At 44.6% G+C, this 15,092-nt stretch carries 18 protein-coding genes; 10 read left to right on the top strand and 8 right to left on the bottom strand.

The features are described 5' to 3' along the window. Positions 1-33: 33 nt before the first annotated feature. The gene (locus DESME_RS03180) at positions 34-252 is read right to left on the bottom strand and encodes a hypothetical protein (RefSeq protein WP_006715306.1); all 219 of its coding nucleotides are present in this window, start codon (positions 250-252) and stop codon (positions 34-36) included. A 158-nt stretch (positions 253-410) separates the two neighbouring features. Here DESME_RS03180 and DESME_RS03175 point away from each other — a divergent pair, with 158 nt between their 5' ends. The 10 genes from DESME_RS03175 to DESME_RS03135 all read left to right on the top strand — a co-directional run bounded on the left by DESME_RS03175 (position 411) and on the right by DESME_RS03135 (position 9,251). Further along, entirely contained in the window at positions 411-1,973 is a 1,563-nt protein-coding gene (locus DESME_RS03175; protein WP_006715307.1) for an acyl CoA:acetate/3-ketoacid CoA transferase, read from the top strand. A gap of 20 nt (positions 1,974-1,993) precedes the next feature. After that, positions 1,994-3,391, top strand: a complete 1,398-nt coding sequence (locus DESME_RS03170) for a GntP family permease (protein ID WP_006715308.1) — start codon at positions 1,994-1,996, stop codon at positions 3,389-3,391. A 57-nt stretch (positions 3,392-3,448) separates the two neighbouring features. After that, complete coding sequence (locus tag DESME_RS03165; RefSeq protein WP_006715309.1) at positions 3,449-4,588, top strand: acyl-CoA dehydrogenase; 1,140 nt, start codon at positions 3,449-3,451, stop codon at positions 4,586-4,588. 116 nt (positions 4,589-4,704) lie between these two features. Next, positions 4,705-5,478, top strand: a complete 774-nt coding sequence (locus DESME_RS03160) for an electron transfer flavoprotein subunit beta/FixA family protein (RefSeq protein ID WP_006715310.1) — start codon at positions 4,705-4,707, stop codon at positions 5,476-5,478. Between the two features lie 13 nt (positions 5,479-5,491). Further along, entirely contained in the window at positions 5,492-6,400 is a 909-nt protein-coding gene (locus DESME_RS03155; RefSeq protein ID WP_006715311.1) for an electron transfer flavoprotein subunit alpha/FixB family protein, read from the top strand. A gap of 11 nt (positions 6,401-6,411) precedes the next feature. Further along, positions 6,412-7,698, top strand: coding sequence for an FAD-dependent oxidoreductase (locus DESME_RS03150; protein ID WP_006715312.1), 1,287 nt, complete (start codon positions 6,412-6,414; stop codon positions 7,696-7,698). Next, a complete protein-coding gene (locus DESME_RS03145) occupies positions 7,695-7,979 on the top strand; it encodes a 4Fe-4S dicluster domain-containing protein (RefSeq protein ID WP_006715313.1) in 285 nt (94 codons plus the stop codon). Before DESME_RS03150 ends, DESME_RS03145 begins: the two co-directional genes overlap by 4 nt. Before the next feature lie 46 nt (positions 7,980-8,025). Then, positions 8,026-8,445 carry a MaoC family dehydratase gene (locus DESME_RS03140; protein WP_006715314.1) on the top strand — a complete coding sequence of 140 codons (420 nt, stop codon included), beginning with the start codon at positions 8,026-8,028 and terminating at the stop codon, positions 8,443-8,445. Positions 8,446-8,609: 164 nt separating this feature from the next. After that, positions 8,610-8,783 carry a hypothetical protein gene (locus DESME_RS16030; protein WP_167998825.1) on the top strand — a complete coding sequence of 58 codons (174 nt, stop codon included), beginning with the start codon at positions 8,610-8,612 and terminating at the stop codon, positions 8,781-8,783. A 264-nt stretch (positions 8,784-9,047) separates the two neighbouring features. After that, on the top strand, positions 9,048-9,251 hold the full coding sequence (locus DESME_RS03135; protein ID WP_006715315.1) for a hypothetical protein: 204 nt from the start codon (positions 9,048-9,050) through the stop codon (positions 9,249-9,251). On the opposite strand, the gene DESME_RS03130 is transcribed toward DESME_RS03135, so the two are convergent. The 7 genes from DESME_RS03130 to DESME_RS03100 all read right to left on the bottom strand — a co-directional run bounded on the left by DESME_RS03130 (position 9,252) and on the right by DESME_RS03100 (position 15,087). Beyond that, positions 9,252-10,016, bottom strand: coding sequence for an enoyl-CoA hydratase-related protein (locus DESME_RS03130; protein ID WP_006715316.1), 765 nt, complete (start codon positions 10,014-10,016; stop codon positions 9,252-9,254). A gap of 63 nt (positions 10,017-10,079) precedes the next feature. After that, the gene (locus DESME_RS03125; RefSeq protein WP_006715317.1) at positions 10,080-10,499 is read right to left on the bottom strand and encodes a MaoC family dehydratase; all 420 of its coding nucleotides are present in this window, start codon (positions 10,497-10,499) and stop codon (positions 10,080-10,082) included. Between the two features lie 59 nt (positions 10,500-10,558). Then, on the bottom strand, positions 10,559-10,840 hold the full coding sequence (locus DESME_RS03120) for a ferredoxin family protein (RefSeq protein WP_006715318.1): 282 nt from the start codon (positions 10,838-10,840) through the stop codon (positions 10,559-10,561). Further along, on the bottom strand, positions 10,837-12,123 hold the full coding sequence (locus tag DESME_RS03115; RefSeq protein WP_006715319.1) for an FAD-dependent oxidoreductase: 1,287 nt from the start codon (positions 12,121-12,123) through the stop codon (positions 10,837-10,839). Before DESME_RS03115 ends, DESME_RS03120 begins: the two co-directional genes overlap by 4 nt. Positions 12,124-12,137: 14 nt before the next feature. Then, entirely contained in the window at positions 12,138-13,049 is a 912-nt protein-coding gene (locus tag DESME_RS03110) for an electron transfer flavoprotein subunit alpha/FixB family protein (protein ID WP_006715320.1), read from the bottom strand. A 20-nt stretch (positions 13,050-13,069) separates the two neighbouring features. Then, positions 13,070-13,837: an electron transfer flavoprotein subunit beta/FixA family protein gene (locus DESME_RS03105; RefSeq protein ID WP_006715321.1), complete on the bottom strand. Its 768-nt coding sequence runs from the start codon at positions 13,835-13,837 to the stop codon at positions 13,070-13,072. 110 nt (positions 13,838-13,947) lie between these two features. Further along, positions 13,948-15,087, bottom strand: coding sequence for an acyl-CoA dehydrogenase (locus tag DESME_RS03100; RefSeq protein ID WP_006715322.1), 1,140 nt, complete (start codon positions 15,085-15,087; stop codon positions 13,948-13,950). Positions 15,088-15,092: the final 5 nt, after the last annotated feature.

Raw genomic sequence — 15,092 nt, 5'->3', positions numbered from 1 at the left:
TAGGAGTTTCTTTTTTTCTTCTTTACATTCTTCTTATATATAGGTGTTATTTACTGGTTCAGAAACGTGATCAATGTAAGCATTGCTTTGAAGATTACTCTCTGGGTTGTCATGGTGATTTCCGACAGTTCGCCCATAATTCTTCGTATATTCTGGAGCTGCGTTAACGACCTGGTTTACAGTGTTTTGAGGGTCTTGATTTTCCGATTTTTCTTCATCCATGATTTGAGCGTCATAATTCGATGTATCCAAGAAAATCACTCCTTAGCGATTAAATTACAATCTATTTTCTCCAAAAAAGCTCTAATTTATCGCCATGATAAACAATCTTTTTAAGAATTATTTATCCTTCATTGGGAATTATAAACTCGGTAGTAAAAACGCCAATTTATTGATAAGGGGGAATATCTTTGACCAAATTTGTAACAGCATCAGAGGCCATAAAAATGATTCGTGATGGAGTATCTGTTGGGGTTACGGGATTCGCGGGTGCAGCACACGCCGAAGTACTTACGTCGAAACTGGAAGAGAATTTTTTAAATGAGGGTCACCCCCAGAATTTGACCTTAATTTATAGTGCGGGTATTGGTGACGGACAGAGTAAAGGAACAGGCCACTTTGGTCATGAAGGTCTCGTGCGCAGGGTTATCGGCGGTCACTGGAATCTCGCCCCCAAGCTTGTAAAACTCGCTGTTGAAAATAAAATTGAAGCCTATAACTTTCCCCAGGGTACGTTGGCACAACTGGTCAGAGATATAGCTGCCGGCAAGCCGGGTACCATCAGCAAGGTAGGTCTCAAGACGTTTGTCGATCCTCGAGTTCAGGGGGGTAAACTCAATTCCAAAACTCAGGAAGACTTAGTAGAAGTCATCAACGTTGCCGGAGAAGAAATGCTATTCTACAAAGGTTTAGCCATTGATGTAGCCATTATCAGAGCAACCTCAGCTGACGAAAAAGGGAACCTAAGTATGGAGAAGGAAGCGGTCATGGTTGAAACACTTTCCATGGCTCAAGCTGCAAAGAACTCTGGTGGAATTGTTATTGCCCAAGTTGAGCGCGTGGTCTCTTCGGGAAGTATAGATCCTAAATTGGTTAAGGTCCCCGGGATATTGGTTGATGCAATTGTCGTTGTATCCCCTGAGGTCCAGTGGCAAACCTTTGTCGAACCCTATAACCCTGCTTTCAGCGGAGAAGTTAGAGTTCCGCTGGCGAGTTTAAAACCGCTGCCTTTAGACGAACGAAAAATAATAGCCCGACGCGCTGCTCTGGAACTCATTCCTAACGCCGTGGTGAATCTGGGCATTGGAATGCCGGAAGGTGTGGCCGTTGTTGCGAATGAAGAAGATTTTGCCGATCAGATGACCCTAACTGTTGAGGCTGGAGGCGTAGGGGGAATACCTGCAGGGGGAATAAACTTTGGAGCATCTACTAATGTAGAAGCCCTCCTGGATCAGCCTTACCAATTTGACTTTTACGATGGTGGAGGATTGGATCTAGCCTTTTTAGGATTAGCCCAAATGGATGAACGAGGAAATATCAACGTTAGTAAATTCGGCCCAAAAATCGCCGGATGCGGCGGGTTTATTAACATCACCCAAAACGCAAAAAAGGTCGTTTTCTGTGGTACTTTTACCGCCGGTGGTCTGAAAACATCGATCAGTGGCGGAATGCTTAAAATTGAACAGGAAGGTAAGGTTAAGAAACTGGTCAAAGAAGTCGAGCAAATTACCTTCTCAGGGGAATATGCCCAAAGCACCCGGCAACCCGTCTTATATATCACAGAACGTGCAGTTTTTGAACTAACACCTCAAGGCATCACACTCACCGAAATTGCCCCCGGAATCAATCTGGAAAAAGATGTTTTAGCCCAGATGGATTTTAAGCCCCGGGTATCTCAAAGTTTACGCGTTATGGATTTAAGAATCTTCAGTCCTGAAGTCATGAACATGCATCAGCTGCTCGCCGCAAAATAATTAGCTGGAGGAGGTTTTCTATGTTTGGCGTACTTGGAATTCTGATTAGTTTGGCTCTCCTCATGTTTCTCGCTTACAAAGGTTACTCCGTAATATTCTTCGCCCCTGTATTTGCCTTATTGGCAGCCGTTTTCTCAGGAATGGCCCTGCTGCCGACGTACACCGAAATATTTTTGCCCAATTTAGCAAACTACGTCAAAATATATTTCCCCTTCTTTCTTTTAGGGGCAGTATTTGGTAAAGCGATGGAAGAATCGGGAGCAGCCAAATCCATTGCTAAGACCATCGTGAAAAGATTGGGTGCTAAACAAGCGATGTTGGCCGTTGTTTTATCCTGTGCTGTTCTAACCTACGGTGGGGTAAGCCTGTTTGTCGTAGCCTTTGCGGTCTATCCCTTTGGAGCATCTTTATTTAAGGAAGCGAACATTCCCAAACGTCTTTTACCGGGAACGATAGCGTTAGGAGCCTTTACCTTTACCATGGATGCCTTACCCGGTACTCCCCAAATTCAAAATACAATTCCGATGAAATATTTTAATACAGATCTCTATGCCGCTCCGGTATTCGGTACTCTTGGAGCCATTATCGTCTTAGCCGTCGGGCTGTTATACCTGGAATGGCGGAAGCGCCAGGCACAAGCTAATGGAGAAGGGTATGGTAACCACACTCTTCAAGAGCCGGAGATCGTTGAAGATTCAAATTTGCCCAGCCCCCTTTTATCTGTTGTTCCCTTGATCACTGTATTGGCCGTCACTTTGATTCTGCAAAAGTTTGTCTTCCCCTATTGGGACATTTCCCCTTGGGCCGTTCAGGCTCCTTATAAGATGGACAAGACTGGAATCGTCGGGACGATGAATAACTGGGCTTTAATGATCGCTCTGTTAACCGGTGTAATCATTGCTCTGTTAATCAATCCGGGACGGATAAAAGGAAATGTTGCCAAAGCGATTAATGCCGGAGCTATCGGTTCATTGCTAGCCGTTATGAATACTGCCTCTGAAGTAGGCTTTGGTAATGTGATCAAGACCTTACCGGGTTTTCACACGATTGCTCAAGCCATGATGAACATCAAAGGCGGTGGCAGCCCGCTGTTGTCAGAAGCTGTTACGGTCAACGTATTAGCGGGTGTTACTGGATCTGCCTCAGGTGGTATGAGTATTGCCTTAGAAACGTTCGGAAAAGATTACTTAGCCTGGGCTAATCAAATTGGCTTGAACCCACAGTTGCTCCATAGAGTTGCTTCTATGGCCTCAGGAGGAATGGATACCCTGCCTCACAACGGCGCGGTTATTACCTTACTTGCAATTAGCGGTCTGACCCATAAACAGTCCTATAAAGATATCTTCGCCATTACCCTGATTAAATCTGCAACTGTATTTGTTTTGATTGGTTTAAGTTCAATCTTCCACTTTGTTTAGAACCAATCTTAGATTCCTATCCTATCTGAATATCTAATTATAGTAGGAGGATTATTTATGAAATTCGAACTTACTGAAGAGCAACGATTAATTCAAGCTATGGTTAAAGAGTTTGCCGAAAAGGAAGTTGCGCCCGTCGCTGCAGAAAATGACAGACTTCATCGTTTCCCCGAGGATCTAATACCAAAAATGGCGGAATTGAATTTGTTGGGGGTTCCTTTTCCCGAAGAGTATGGTGGAGCAGGGGCTGATAATATCAGTTATGCCATTGTGGTCGAAGAATTATCTCGTGTCGATGCTAGTGTCGGGGTTATTGTCTCAGCCCATACTTCTCTGGGTACTTGGCCAATCTACAAATTCGGTACTCCTGAACAGAAAGAAAAATATCTACGAAAGCTAGTCACCGGTGAAATGTTAGCGGCATTTGCCCTAACCGAACCTGGTGCAGGTACAGACGCTGCTGCTGGTAAAACTACTGCAGTCCTTGAAGGTGATGAGTGGATACTGAACGGGTCAAAAATCTTTATTACGAATGGCGGTTATGCGGATGTATATATCGTAACAGCTATGACCGACCCAACCAAGGGCACAAAAGGAATCAGCGCTTTTATTGTTGACAAAGACAGTCCCGGTTTTTCCGTAGGTGAGAAGGAGCATAAACTGGGTATCAAGGCATCCAGCACCACCCCCCTGTACTTCAGTAATTGTCGAATTCCCAAAGAAAATCTCTTAGGTAAAGCGGGTGAGGGATTTAAGATCGCTATGCAAACGTTAGACGGCGGAAGAATCGGGGTTGCCGCTCAAGCATTGGGGATTGCCCAGGGGGCATTTGAGGCGGCAGTAAAATACTCTAAAGAACGAGTACAATTTGACAAGCCCATTTCTGCCCAGCAAGCCATTCAGTGGATGATTGCCGATATGTCTGTGGAGATCGATGCTTCTCGGTTACTTGTTTATCGAGCAGCCTGGAACAAGGATCAGGGGCTACCATACAGCAAGGAAGCTGCTATGGCTAAGCTCTTTGCAGCGGAAACCTCCGGTAGAGTGGCAACTAAGGCGATACAAATTCACGGTGGTTATGGGTATACGGAAAATTATCCTGTGGAAAGAGCATTTAGGGATGCTAAAATTACGGAAATCTATGAAGGAACCTCGGAGGTGCAACGCATGGTCATTGCTGGAAGTGTTCTCCGTTAGCTCTTAGGATTAAGTTGAAATTTAAGTATGTTTTCAAAATCTCAGAAAAAAGTCATAAGCTGATGGGGTACAGGTCACCATGAGCCTGCACCCCCCGTGAAAGGGGAAACTAACGAATGAAAGTAATTGCCTGTTATAAATGGGTTCTCGATGAAGCTGACCTAAAGATAGATCCAAAATCTCGTGCTTTAATCTCTGAGAGGGCCAAAAGTAAAATCAGTGAATATGACCGGAATGCGATTGAATGCGGGGTTCAGCTTGTCGAAGCAGCAGGCGGCGAGGTTATCGCTTTAACTGCTGGAACTCCAGATGCCAAAACTTCCCTAAAGGATGTTTTATCGAGAGGACCTGCAGAGGTTATGTTTGTTAACGATCCTGCTATGGCTCAAGCTGATACATATGTAACTGCTAAAGTACTGGCAGCTGCTGTCAATCAAATCAATCCATATGACCTGATCGTATGCGGTGAAGGATCAAGCGACGGATATTCGCAGCAAGTCGGAATTCGTTTGGCCCAATTGTTAGGAATTCCTGTGATTACTTTTGTAAATAAGGTTGAAGTTAATGGCAATGTCCTCGTAGCCGAGCGTAAGTTGGATGAAGGAATTGAAGTTGTTGAAGTAAACCTCCCTGCTCTCGTTACCGTTTTACCGGATGTGAATCAGCCAAGAATTCCCAGCCTGAAACAAATCTTAGCCGCAGCCAAAAAGCCGGTAAAAGAAGCGAATTTTCAACAACTCGGTATTCAAGCCCCAGATGTTCAACCCAAGGTCGTCAGAAAGAGTATCTTGGGAGCTGTCGTAGAGAGAAAACGGGTTCGTGTTGAAGGTGATCCCGAGAGCGTTGCAACTCAAGCTTTAGAAATTCTCAAAAAAGAAGGCGTCATTTAAGGGAGGTAACAAAATGTCAGAGATTTGGGCCATTTCGGAAAAGACAGCAACCTTGTTGGAACTCGTTGCCCATGCCAAGGTTCTAGTAAAAGATGAGCAGATTGTCGCCTTTGCTTTTTCTCCTGAAGAGGCTGAGACGGTTGCTTCTCACGGAGCGGATAAAGTGATCCACCTCCAAGGTGAAGGTCGTCCAGAAGCATGGGTCGACAAGATTATCGAGCTAGCCAATTCAGCTAAACCAGCAGCAATTTTATGGGGTACAAGCAAACGTGCCAAAGAAATGGCGGCAAGAGTATCCGCTGCCCTGAATACAGGTTTGATCTCAGAATGCTTCAATCTTGAACGCACTGAGGAATTTATAGGTGAACGCTATATTTACGGTGGACTGTGCGTATCTACGGAAGCCTCATCGAGTCAACCCTTTATGGCTACTGTTTCCGCTAAAACCATTGAAGCATTGCCCGAGGGATTCAAAGCAAATATTGCAGTTTTAGCTGGGGCCAATGAAGTTTATCAAGTGAAGGAACTCCGTCAGAGCCAGGCCAGCTCAAACTTAGGTGAAGCAGGGGTTGTTGTCTGCGTCGGCAGAGGCATTAGCAAAAAAGAAGATATTGAACTGGCCAGAAGACTGGCGAAAGCCTTGAAGGGTGAAGTCGGCTGTACTCGTCCTGTTGCAGAAGATCTGGATTGGATGCCCGAGGAGTATTATATCGGTATTTCCGGGCAAACCGTTAAACCGAGTCTATACTTTGGCATTGGTGTTTCTGGTCAGATTCAACACGTTTCAGGAATTCGAGATTCCAAGGTGGTTATTGCCATCGAAAAAAACGAAAATGCACCTATCCTTGAAGCAGCTGACTACATTTTACTCGGTGATTTATACGAAATATTACCTGCCTTACTAAAAGCGCTAAGTGCCTAAAGGAGGATAATATGTCTGAAGAACGTTTTGATGCCATCATCGTTGGTGCAGGCCCAGCAGGAAGCACGGCTGCTTACTGTCTGGCAAAAGCAGGATTAGAAGTTTTGCTCATCGAACGGGGTTCAACTTCGGGCGCTAAGAACATGACTGGAGGAAGGCTATATGGGCATGCCCTTCATAAAGTAATCCCTAACTTTTGGGAAGAAGCCCCAGTTGAACGGCGGGTCAACCGCGAAATTGTCACGTTTATGACGGGAAAAAGTGCAATTTCATTAGATGTAAAAAGCGAAAAGTTCAATGACTATCCCTCCTTCACGATTCTTAGAGCCCAGTTTGATGCTTGGTTGGCAGGCAAGGCTGAGGAAGCCGGTGCAATGGTAGCGACTGGTGTTCGTGTAGACAAGCTCTTGATGGAGAACGGAAAATGTGTCGGTGTTCTCAGCGACGAAGATGAGATGTATGCTAACGTCGTCATTGCCGCGGATGGGGTTAATTCCTTAATGGTTCGCAAAGCAGGACTAGTCGAAGAACTCAAGCCGAAACATGTAGCAACTGGTGCCAAAGCCATCATTGAACTCCCCCAATCGGTGATTCAAGATCGTTTTAATCTAAATGATGAAACCGGAGCCACTCAATTATTCGTTGGTGAGTGTACAAAGGGCCTTCAAGGTGGAGGCTTCTTATACACGAATAAAAACAGTCTATCCTTAGGATTAGTCGTCACAGCAGAACAATTTCTCCATACAGAGCACCGGATGGCCGATTTGATGGAGGATTTTAGAATGCATCCAGCCGTCCAGCCTCTTATTGAAGGTGGAAAGCTGGTTGAGTATTCGGGACACCTTGTACCTGAAGGCGGACTGGGTATGATGCCTCCTCTCGTTAATGATGGTCTTCTCATCGTTGGAGATGCAGCAGGTTTGGTCTTAAACACGGGTTGGATGGTTCGAGGAATGGATTTTGCAATTGCTTCTGGTGAAGCAGCTGCTAATGCTATCATCCAGGCTAAGAAAGCAGAAGATTATACAAAGGCTGGCCTCGCCTCTTATCAAAAGGATCTTGAAAACAGTTTTGTACTTCAAGATTTAAAAACTTATCAAAAAGCTCCAGAATTTATGGAAAACCCTCGTATCTTCGGCTTATATCCTGAATTGGTTGAGGAAATGATGATCAATCTGTTTGGTGTTCGGGGTGAACCCGCTCAACCTCTGCGCAAATCCATGCTCCAGACGGTCAAACGTCAGGGCGGCATGGTAGATATCGCTAAAGATCTATGGAAGGGAGTGAGGGCCCTATGAAAAAACGGCTTAGTATTGAGGAGCGATTGGGAACCAATAAATTTGCCGTTGATGAGGGGATGCCTCATATTACCCTTGATAAAGATATCTGCGCTAAGTGTGAAGATAAAGCTTGTGTCAAAGCCTGCCCCGCTGGCTTATATGTTCAAGAGGATAAGGCCGTACGGTTTGACTACGCCGGCTGCTTAGAATGCGGAACCTGCAGAGTCGTCTGCTTAAAAAGAGGTCTTAAGTGGGATTACCCCAGGGGGACCTTTGGCATATCCTTCCGTTATGGGTAACCCAATAAGACCTTTTCAAGTAAAAATCAAAGGAGTGTAAGATGTTATGAAAGAACTCGCCTATGCAGATATGAATGTGGGAGACAGTGCCTCCTTATCAAAAACGGTAACGGAATCGGATATTCTAAGTTATGCCGGCCTGACCATGGATTTTAATCCTGTTCACGTGAACGCTGAATATGCTAAGGAATCTATTTTTAAAGAACGTATTGCTCACGGAATGCTCTCTGCCGGATTTATTTCCGCTGTTCTAGGGACTACATTGCCTGGCCCAAACTCTATTTATCTTGGTCAAGAACTCAAATTTACCGCTCCCGTTAAAATTGGAGATACGGTTACGGCTACCGCAACAATCACAGAGAAAAAGGACGAGAAACGCCTTTTAAAATTAAAAACCATTGTAACCAATCAACGGGGTGAAGTGGTCGTAGATGGAAATGCAGTCATCAAGAAAATTGGACTTTAAGCACTTTAATACTAAGAAAAACCGCCGAAATTTCCTATTCAAAAAGTACAGAAACCCCAGGGGGGAAGACCGTATAATCTTGGTCTTCCCCCTCTGTTTATTCCGTATTCTATGATTTAAATTCCTCTCACCCTAAGCAATATGAAATTTCCTTAGATTATGGAGTGCGTCTGGCCAAACTATCCCAGCTATCCGAAAATGACCCACAGATCGAAATTCTAGCCCGAGAATCTGCCGAGTTTATTAAAAGCATCCCTGAATTAAAAAAGCTTGCCTATACCCGAACAATTTTTAGAACAATAAACTCAAATGATTTTGTTGGCATGTCTCTTGAGTAAATATATTCTTTCACATATCAAACGGTCAGAAGGGCTTGTTGTCTGCAAAAAGCGACAACAAGCCCTTCTAGTTTATCTTATTGCACCAGCTGTTACAAAACGAATTAATAGCTTTAGGGAACAAAAAGGCTGTTGCCTTCAACTATTCAGTTTGTTATTAGCAACAGCGCCTTCTATATTTTGAATTATCTGGGTCTCATCCCTATTAATTCATTGTAACTCCAGATTGATCTGCCTATAATGAGGGTGAAAGGAGGCGATAGAATGAATATTCAGCCCAAAAAAGTCGGAAGTTTTACGCTAAAGGATGGAAGAACCCTGGACGCCTATAATTGTTGTACAACGGATGGTTATACGTTCTATTATCAAAACGAGGTATTGGCTTGGAAGTGCTTTGCCCTCGCTGAGATACAAGATTTCGGTCAATTAAACCGTCCAGGTTCCTTTCCTTCAACAATCTTAAACTAACTAAAATTTAGCAGGTCGTTTTTCAAGAAAGGCTGTCATTCCTTCTTTTTGTTCTGGAGATGCAAAACAAAGTCCAAATATACTGGCTTCTAATCTCATTCCTTCTTCAAGCGAACCTTCGAGACCTTGGTTGATTGCAATTTTAGCAAGGCGGACAGCGTTAGGAGATTTGGCTGCAATCATTTGAGCCAATTTTAAAGCAGCTTCATTCAGTTGTTCTGGAGCAACAACCTGTTCCACCAGGCCGATTGCCAGAGCTTGGGCTGCAGAAATTATGTCTGCGCTGTAAATAAGTTTCTTCGCTTGACCCGGTCCAACGAGGCGAGCTAATCGTTGAGTTCCTCCAAAACCAGGAATGATACCTAAGCCTACTTCCGGTTGACCGAACTTAGCTTTTTCACTGGCGATCCGAATATCGCAAGCAAGAGCTATCTCACATCCTCCACCAAGGGCAAAGCCTTGAATTACAGCGATTGTAGGAAAAGGAAGTTCAGAAAGTGAGCTAAAGACTTCTTGTCCCAAACGGCCAAATTCGCTACCTTCTAGCGGATTTAGATCGGACATCTGAGCAATGTCAGCGCCAGCAACAAAGCTCTTTTCTCCACCCCCTTGGATAAGCAGGACACGGATATCCGTACGGGTTTGTATTTCGGCAATTGCTTTTTTCAGTTCCTGCAAAACCTCAGAATTGAGGGCATTCAATGCCTTTGGACGATCAATTATAATTTTTGCAATCCCATTTTCAACTACACACTCAACAGCCATTTAAGTACACCCCTTTAACTAAATTATTGAAAGATAAGGGAGGCGCAAGGCCACCCTTATTTTTTATAACCCAATTTTTTTAATTACAGCATTTCCGTCTACGACAACTTCACCCCGTTGATTTGTTACAACGGTTTTTAATTTTAAAATGCGTTTCTCGTCCTTTTTCTCTATGATTGTTGCAGTAGCTGTAACAGTATCCCCAATTTTTACAGGAGCAGTAAATTTGAGTTCTTGTCCAAGATAAATGGCGTTCGGCCCAGGTAGTGTGGTACCTAAAACAGCCGAAATAAAGCCGGCAGAGAGCATGCCATGAGCAATGCGCTCTTTAAAAATGGATTCTTTGGCGTATTCTGCATTGACATGGACAGGGTTGAAATCCATAGTTAGTCCGGCAAAACTGAGAATATCTGATTCTGTTACCGTTTTTGATAAGGAGGCACTGTCTCCCACATTCATATCTGCATAGGCGAGTTCTTTCATATTATCTTACACTCCTTTATTTTTATACTCGGTAATTTGTTTTTGCCCAAAATATTTCTTTAACCGTACCGAAACTCCACCCCAAAGGTTCCTCTGGGATAAACCCATGTAAGACCTTTTGATACACAGATGACCCGGCAAGTCCCACACTCTAGACAACCTGCATAGTCAAAACTGACGCTGTCCCCTTGGACTTGATACAGACCTGCTGGACAAGCCTTAACACAAGGTTTTGATTTACAGTTTGAACAAATACTTTTATCGAGAACAATATGCGGGACATCCTCATCGACAATAAACTTATTCGTCCCAAGACGTTCTTCAATACTTAGCTTTTTCACAGAGCTGAAACCCCCTTCCAGGCATCCTTAGCAAGTTGTACTAAACCGCCGTATTTTTTAATGTTGCTTAATGTTGATTTCACAATCGGCTTAGCTGGAGTTTGTCCAACTTTAAACAGATTAACCATCATTTCTTCAACAAACGAAGGATAATGTCCAAAAATTCGTTTATTTTCCATGAATGTTGGGAACTTCGAGTAGGTCTTAAGATCCTGAAGAACAAAACTATTTTCTAAATCTTTTTGATAAGAAGCTAAGCCTTGTTTGCTATAGTCTTCTTTCTCTTTAGCTGTAATCACAGCGTTAGCTGCAGCTTCACCGGAAGCAATCGCCAAATCCATACCACGGACCATATAGCCAATATTTAAGACTAAACCCGCAGCATCACCCACGATGAGAAGCCCGTCATGGACCAAAGGAGGCATCATGTCAAGCCCGCCTTCCGGAACTAAATGGCCGGAGTATTCGACCACTTTGCCGCCTTCAATTAAAGGCTGGATAGCCGGGTGCATTTTAAACTCCTCGATCAAGTCGATAATACGATGTTCTGTATGAGCGAACTCCTCAGCGGTGATGACGAGTCCAAGGGAGACCGTGTTTTTATTGGTGTATATAAATCCCCCACCCTGCAGTCCTTGGGTGCACTCTCCCACATAGAGCTGAGCAGCCCCGTTATCGCCTGACAGGTTGAAGCGGTCCTCGATAACTTTACGAGGTAATTCAATAACTTCTTTCGCTCCAGTTGCCACATGTTTCGGTAAAATTTCTCCCCGAATACCCGCTTTTTGAACAAGCAATGAGTTAACTCCATCAGCGGCAATGACAACTTTTGCTAGCATTTCGTCTTCATCACAACGAACACCAATAACTTTGCCATCTTCTACAATGAGCTCATCAACTTTGCATCCAGAGGCTAACATTGCCCCTGCTTCTTCAGCCTTGGAAGCCAGCCATGCATCAAACTCTGAGCGAAGAACGGTAAAGGACGGTGTTTCATTCCACTTTTGACTTTTGACATCGAGTGAAACCGCAGTTTCATCCGTCATAAAAGTCACGGTTTCACGAACCACTTGGCGCTCAATGGGTGCTTCTTCCCAGAAGTTGGGGATAATTTTATGCAGGGAATGGCCGTAAAGCCGTCCTCCGGTCATATTTTTCTCTCCCGGCGTACTTCCGCGCTCAATCAGTAAAACCTCTAAACCAGCCTTTGCCATACAGTAGGCGGCTACACTGCCCGCAGGGCCTGCGCCAACCACAATGGCATCAAAGCATTCTTCTGACATAATAGCCTCCTTAATTACGCTCCAAGAGCATTGAGCAGGGCAGGAAGTATCTGATACAAGTCGCCAACAAGAGCATAATCAGATGACTCAATGATCGGAGCATTTTCATTCTTTTCAATAGCAATAATCGTTTTTGAATCGCGGATACCGGACACATGTTGAATCTGACCGGATACCCCGATGCCGATATACACGGTAGGTTTAACCACTTGCCCAGAGATTCCGATATAATTCTCTTCTGCCATCCAATGCAGATCTTCGGCTACTGGACGAGTACAGCCTAACTCTCCTCCCAGTTTGCTTGTTAAGCGGCGGGCTAGTTCAATATCTTCTTGATTGGCAACGCCGCGACCGATACAAACAACAACGTTCGCATCCCCAAGGTTGGAAGTGGATTGATTAGGTCTAAGCTCAATCAATTGAACCTTAGATTCTGAAGCCGCTAAGGTTTCAATTGAACAAGCAGCCCCTTCAGCAAGAGCTTCAGCTGTCTTCGCAACCATAACAGCCATAAAAGGAGCGGAATCTATAACTTCATGGGCAACACAGAGTCCCCCGTAAATGTAACGTTCCGCTTCAAAGGACTGACCGTTGCGTTGTAAATTAAAAGCTTCATTAATTAATGGTACATCTAAAGCAGCTGCTAACCGTGCCGCCATTTCTTTCGAACGCTTCGTGCTTCCCCAAAGGATAGCCACTGGCGTTTCGGCCCCAGCCCGGTCAATCATCGTCGGAACATAATCCTCAGGACGTTTTGCCCCTGTAAGTTCAATAACCTGGTCCGCACCTTGTTTAGAAACGGCTTGCGCAGCTTCGGTTGAGAAAGCCCAGGCTACAATACTGTCTCCTTGAGCCACTCCTTTGGCATGAGCTACCAACTCAAGCAGTGCAGTTTGTGTTTCGGAAATAACCCAGATTTGTGACATGACTTTTCCTCCTCCTAGCCCTAACATAAGCCTTCTTTTTTAAGTACGTTGACCATTTGTTGAACCATTTCAGTGACTTCGCCCTGAACTCGGATTTGTTTGCGTTCCATAACTGCACCAAGAACACTTTGACGGCGAGTTTTCGATTCGATCACGTTAACACCGCAATCAGAAATGGATAATTCTTGAGCAGGCTTTTTAGCCGCACCAAGAATTTGTTTTAAACTTGGAATTCTTGGCGTATTCATATCAGGAAGAACAGTAATTAAGGCAGGAAGCTTAACTTCAACAACTTCAATTCCTTCCTCCAGTTTACGTTCAGCCCGAAGTACTCCATCTTTGACTTCAACTTTGTTAACAAATGTAACTACTGGAACATCGAGCAACTGACCCATACGGATTCCGACTTGCTGGGCATATTCGTCACTTGATCCTTCTCCGCAAACGATGAGATCATATTCCCCAATTTTACGAACAGCTCCAGCCAGGATCTTGGCAGTAGCCGAAGAATCAGCTTGACTCATTGACTCATCTTTCACCCAGACTGCCTGAGCCGGTCCTCTGGATAAGGCATCCTTCAGAGAGTTTTTGGCACTGGCGGTTCCAGCAGTGAGAGCCACAACCTCTCCTCCGACTTGTTCGGTGAGTTGTACCCCACATTCAATCGCATTACGGTCATATTCACTGATTTTATTCTTGGCCCGATCCGTAAGCAAGGCGCGGGATTTGGCATCAACTTTCAAATCAGCCTCATCAAGAACCCACTTATAACAGGCAATCACTTTCATTCGTTAGTTTCCCCTTTCGCGGGGAGCGCAGACCTATGGCCTGTCCCCCCTTTACTTTGACCTTTTTATGAGACTTTAAAAATGAACTTGTTTTAATTTAATCTTAAAAACTATCGGAGAACGCTTCCAGCAATAACCATCCGTTGTACTTCAGAGGTTCCTTCATAGATTTCCGTAATTTTAGCATCGCGCAGGGATCTTTCAACCGAGTAATTCTCCGTGTAACCATAGCCTCCATGAATTTGAATGGCTTTATTGGCAACAAAGCTGGCTGCTTCGGCTGCATAAAGTTTAGCCATAGCCGCTTCTTTGCTGTAAGGAAGACCATTATCCTTATTCCACGCCGCACGATAAACGAGGAAGCGGGCTGCTTCGATTTGCGTCGCCATATCAGCAATCATCCATTGAATCGCTTGTTGGTTAGCAATGGGTTTGCCAAATTGCACTCGTTCTTTAGCATATTTTACTGCAGCATCCAAAGCGCCTTGGGCAATTCCAAGAGCTTGAGCGGCAATCCCGATCCGTCCGCCATCAAGGGTTTGCATCGCAATCTTGAAACCTTTACCAGGCTCACCTAGGATAGCCTCTTTCGGTATACGGCAATCGCTGAAATAAAGCGGTGTGGTACTGGATGCTTTAATTCCCAATTTGTGTTCTTTTTCTCCGACGGAGAAACCTGGTGCATCTTTATCTACGATGAAGGCACTGATGCCTTTAGTCCCCTGGCTCGGATCAGTCATCGCTGTCACGACATAGACATCGGCATAGCCACCGTTAGTGATAAAGATTTTGGAACCATTGAGGACCCACTCATCTCCCTCAAGAACAGCGGTTGTCTTTCCTGCCGCCGCATCTGTACCAGCACCGGGTTCTGTTAAGGCAAAAGCGCCAAGCCACTCACCACTGGCCAGTTTGCTTAGGTATTTCTCTTTTTGGGCTTCCGTACCGAATTGGTAGATTGGCCATGTTCCCAGAGAAGTATGGGCAGATACAACAACCGCAGTACTGGCACAAACACGGGCGAGCTCTTCAATCACAAGAACATAACTAAGATTATCCGCTCCAGCGCCACCGACTTCTTCCGGATAAGGAACACCAAGTAAGTTCAGTTCAGCCAATTGAGGGATCAACTCTTCGGGAAAGCGATGCGCTCTATCGATTTCAGCCGCGATCGGAGCGACAGCCGTTTGAGCAAATTCTTTAACCGTAATTTGGATTAAGCTTTGGATTTCAGTAAGTTCGAATTTCATAAAAT

The organism is Desulfitobacterium metallireducens DSM 15288 (assembly GCF_000231405.2).
GTDB classification, from domain to species: Bacteria; Bacillota; Desulfitobacteriia; order Desulfitobacteriales; family Desulfitobacteriaceae; genus Desulfitobacterium_A; species Desulfitobacterium_A metallireducens.
This window is presented reverse-complemented; position numbering and strand designations above follow the sequence as displayed.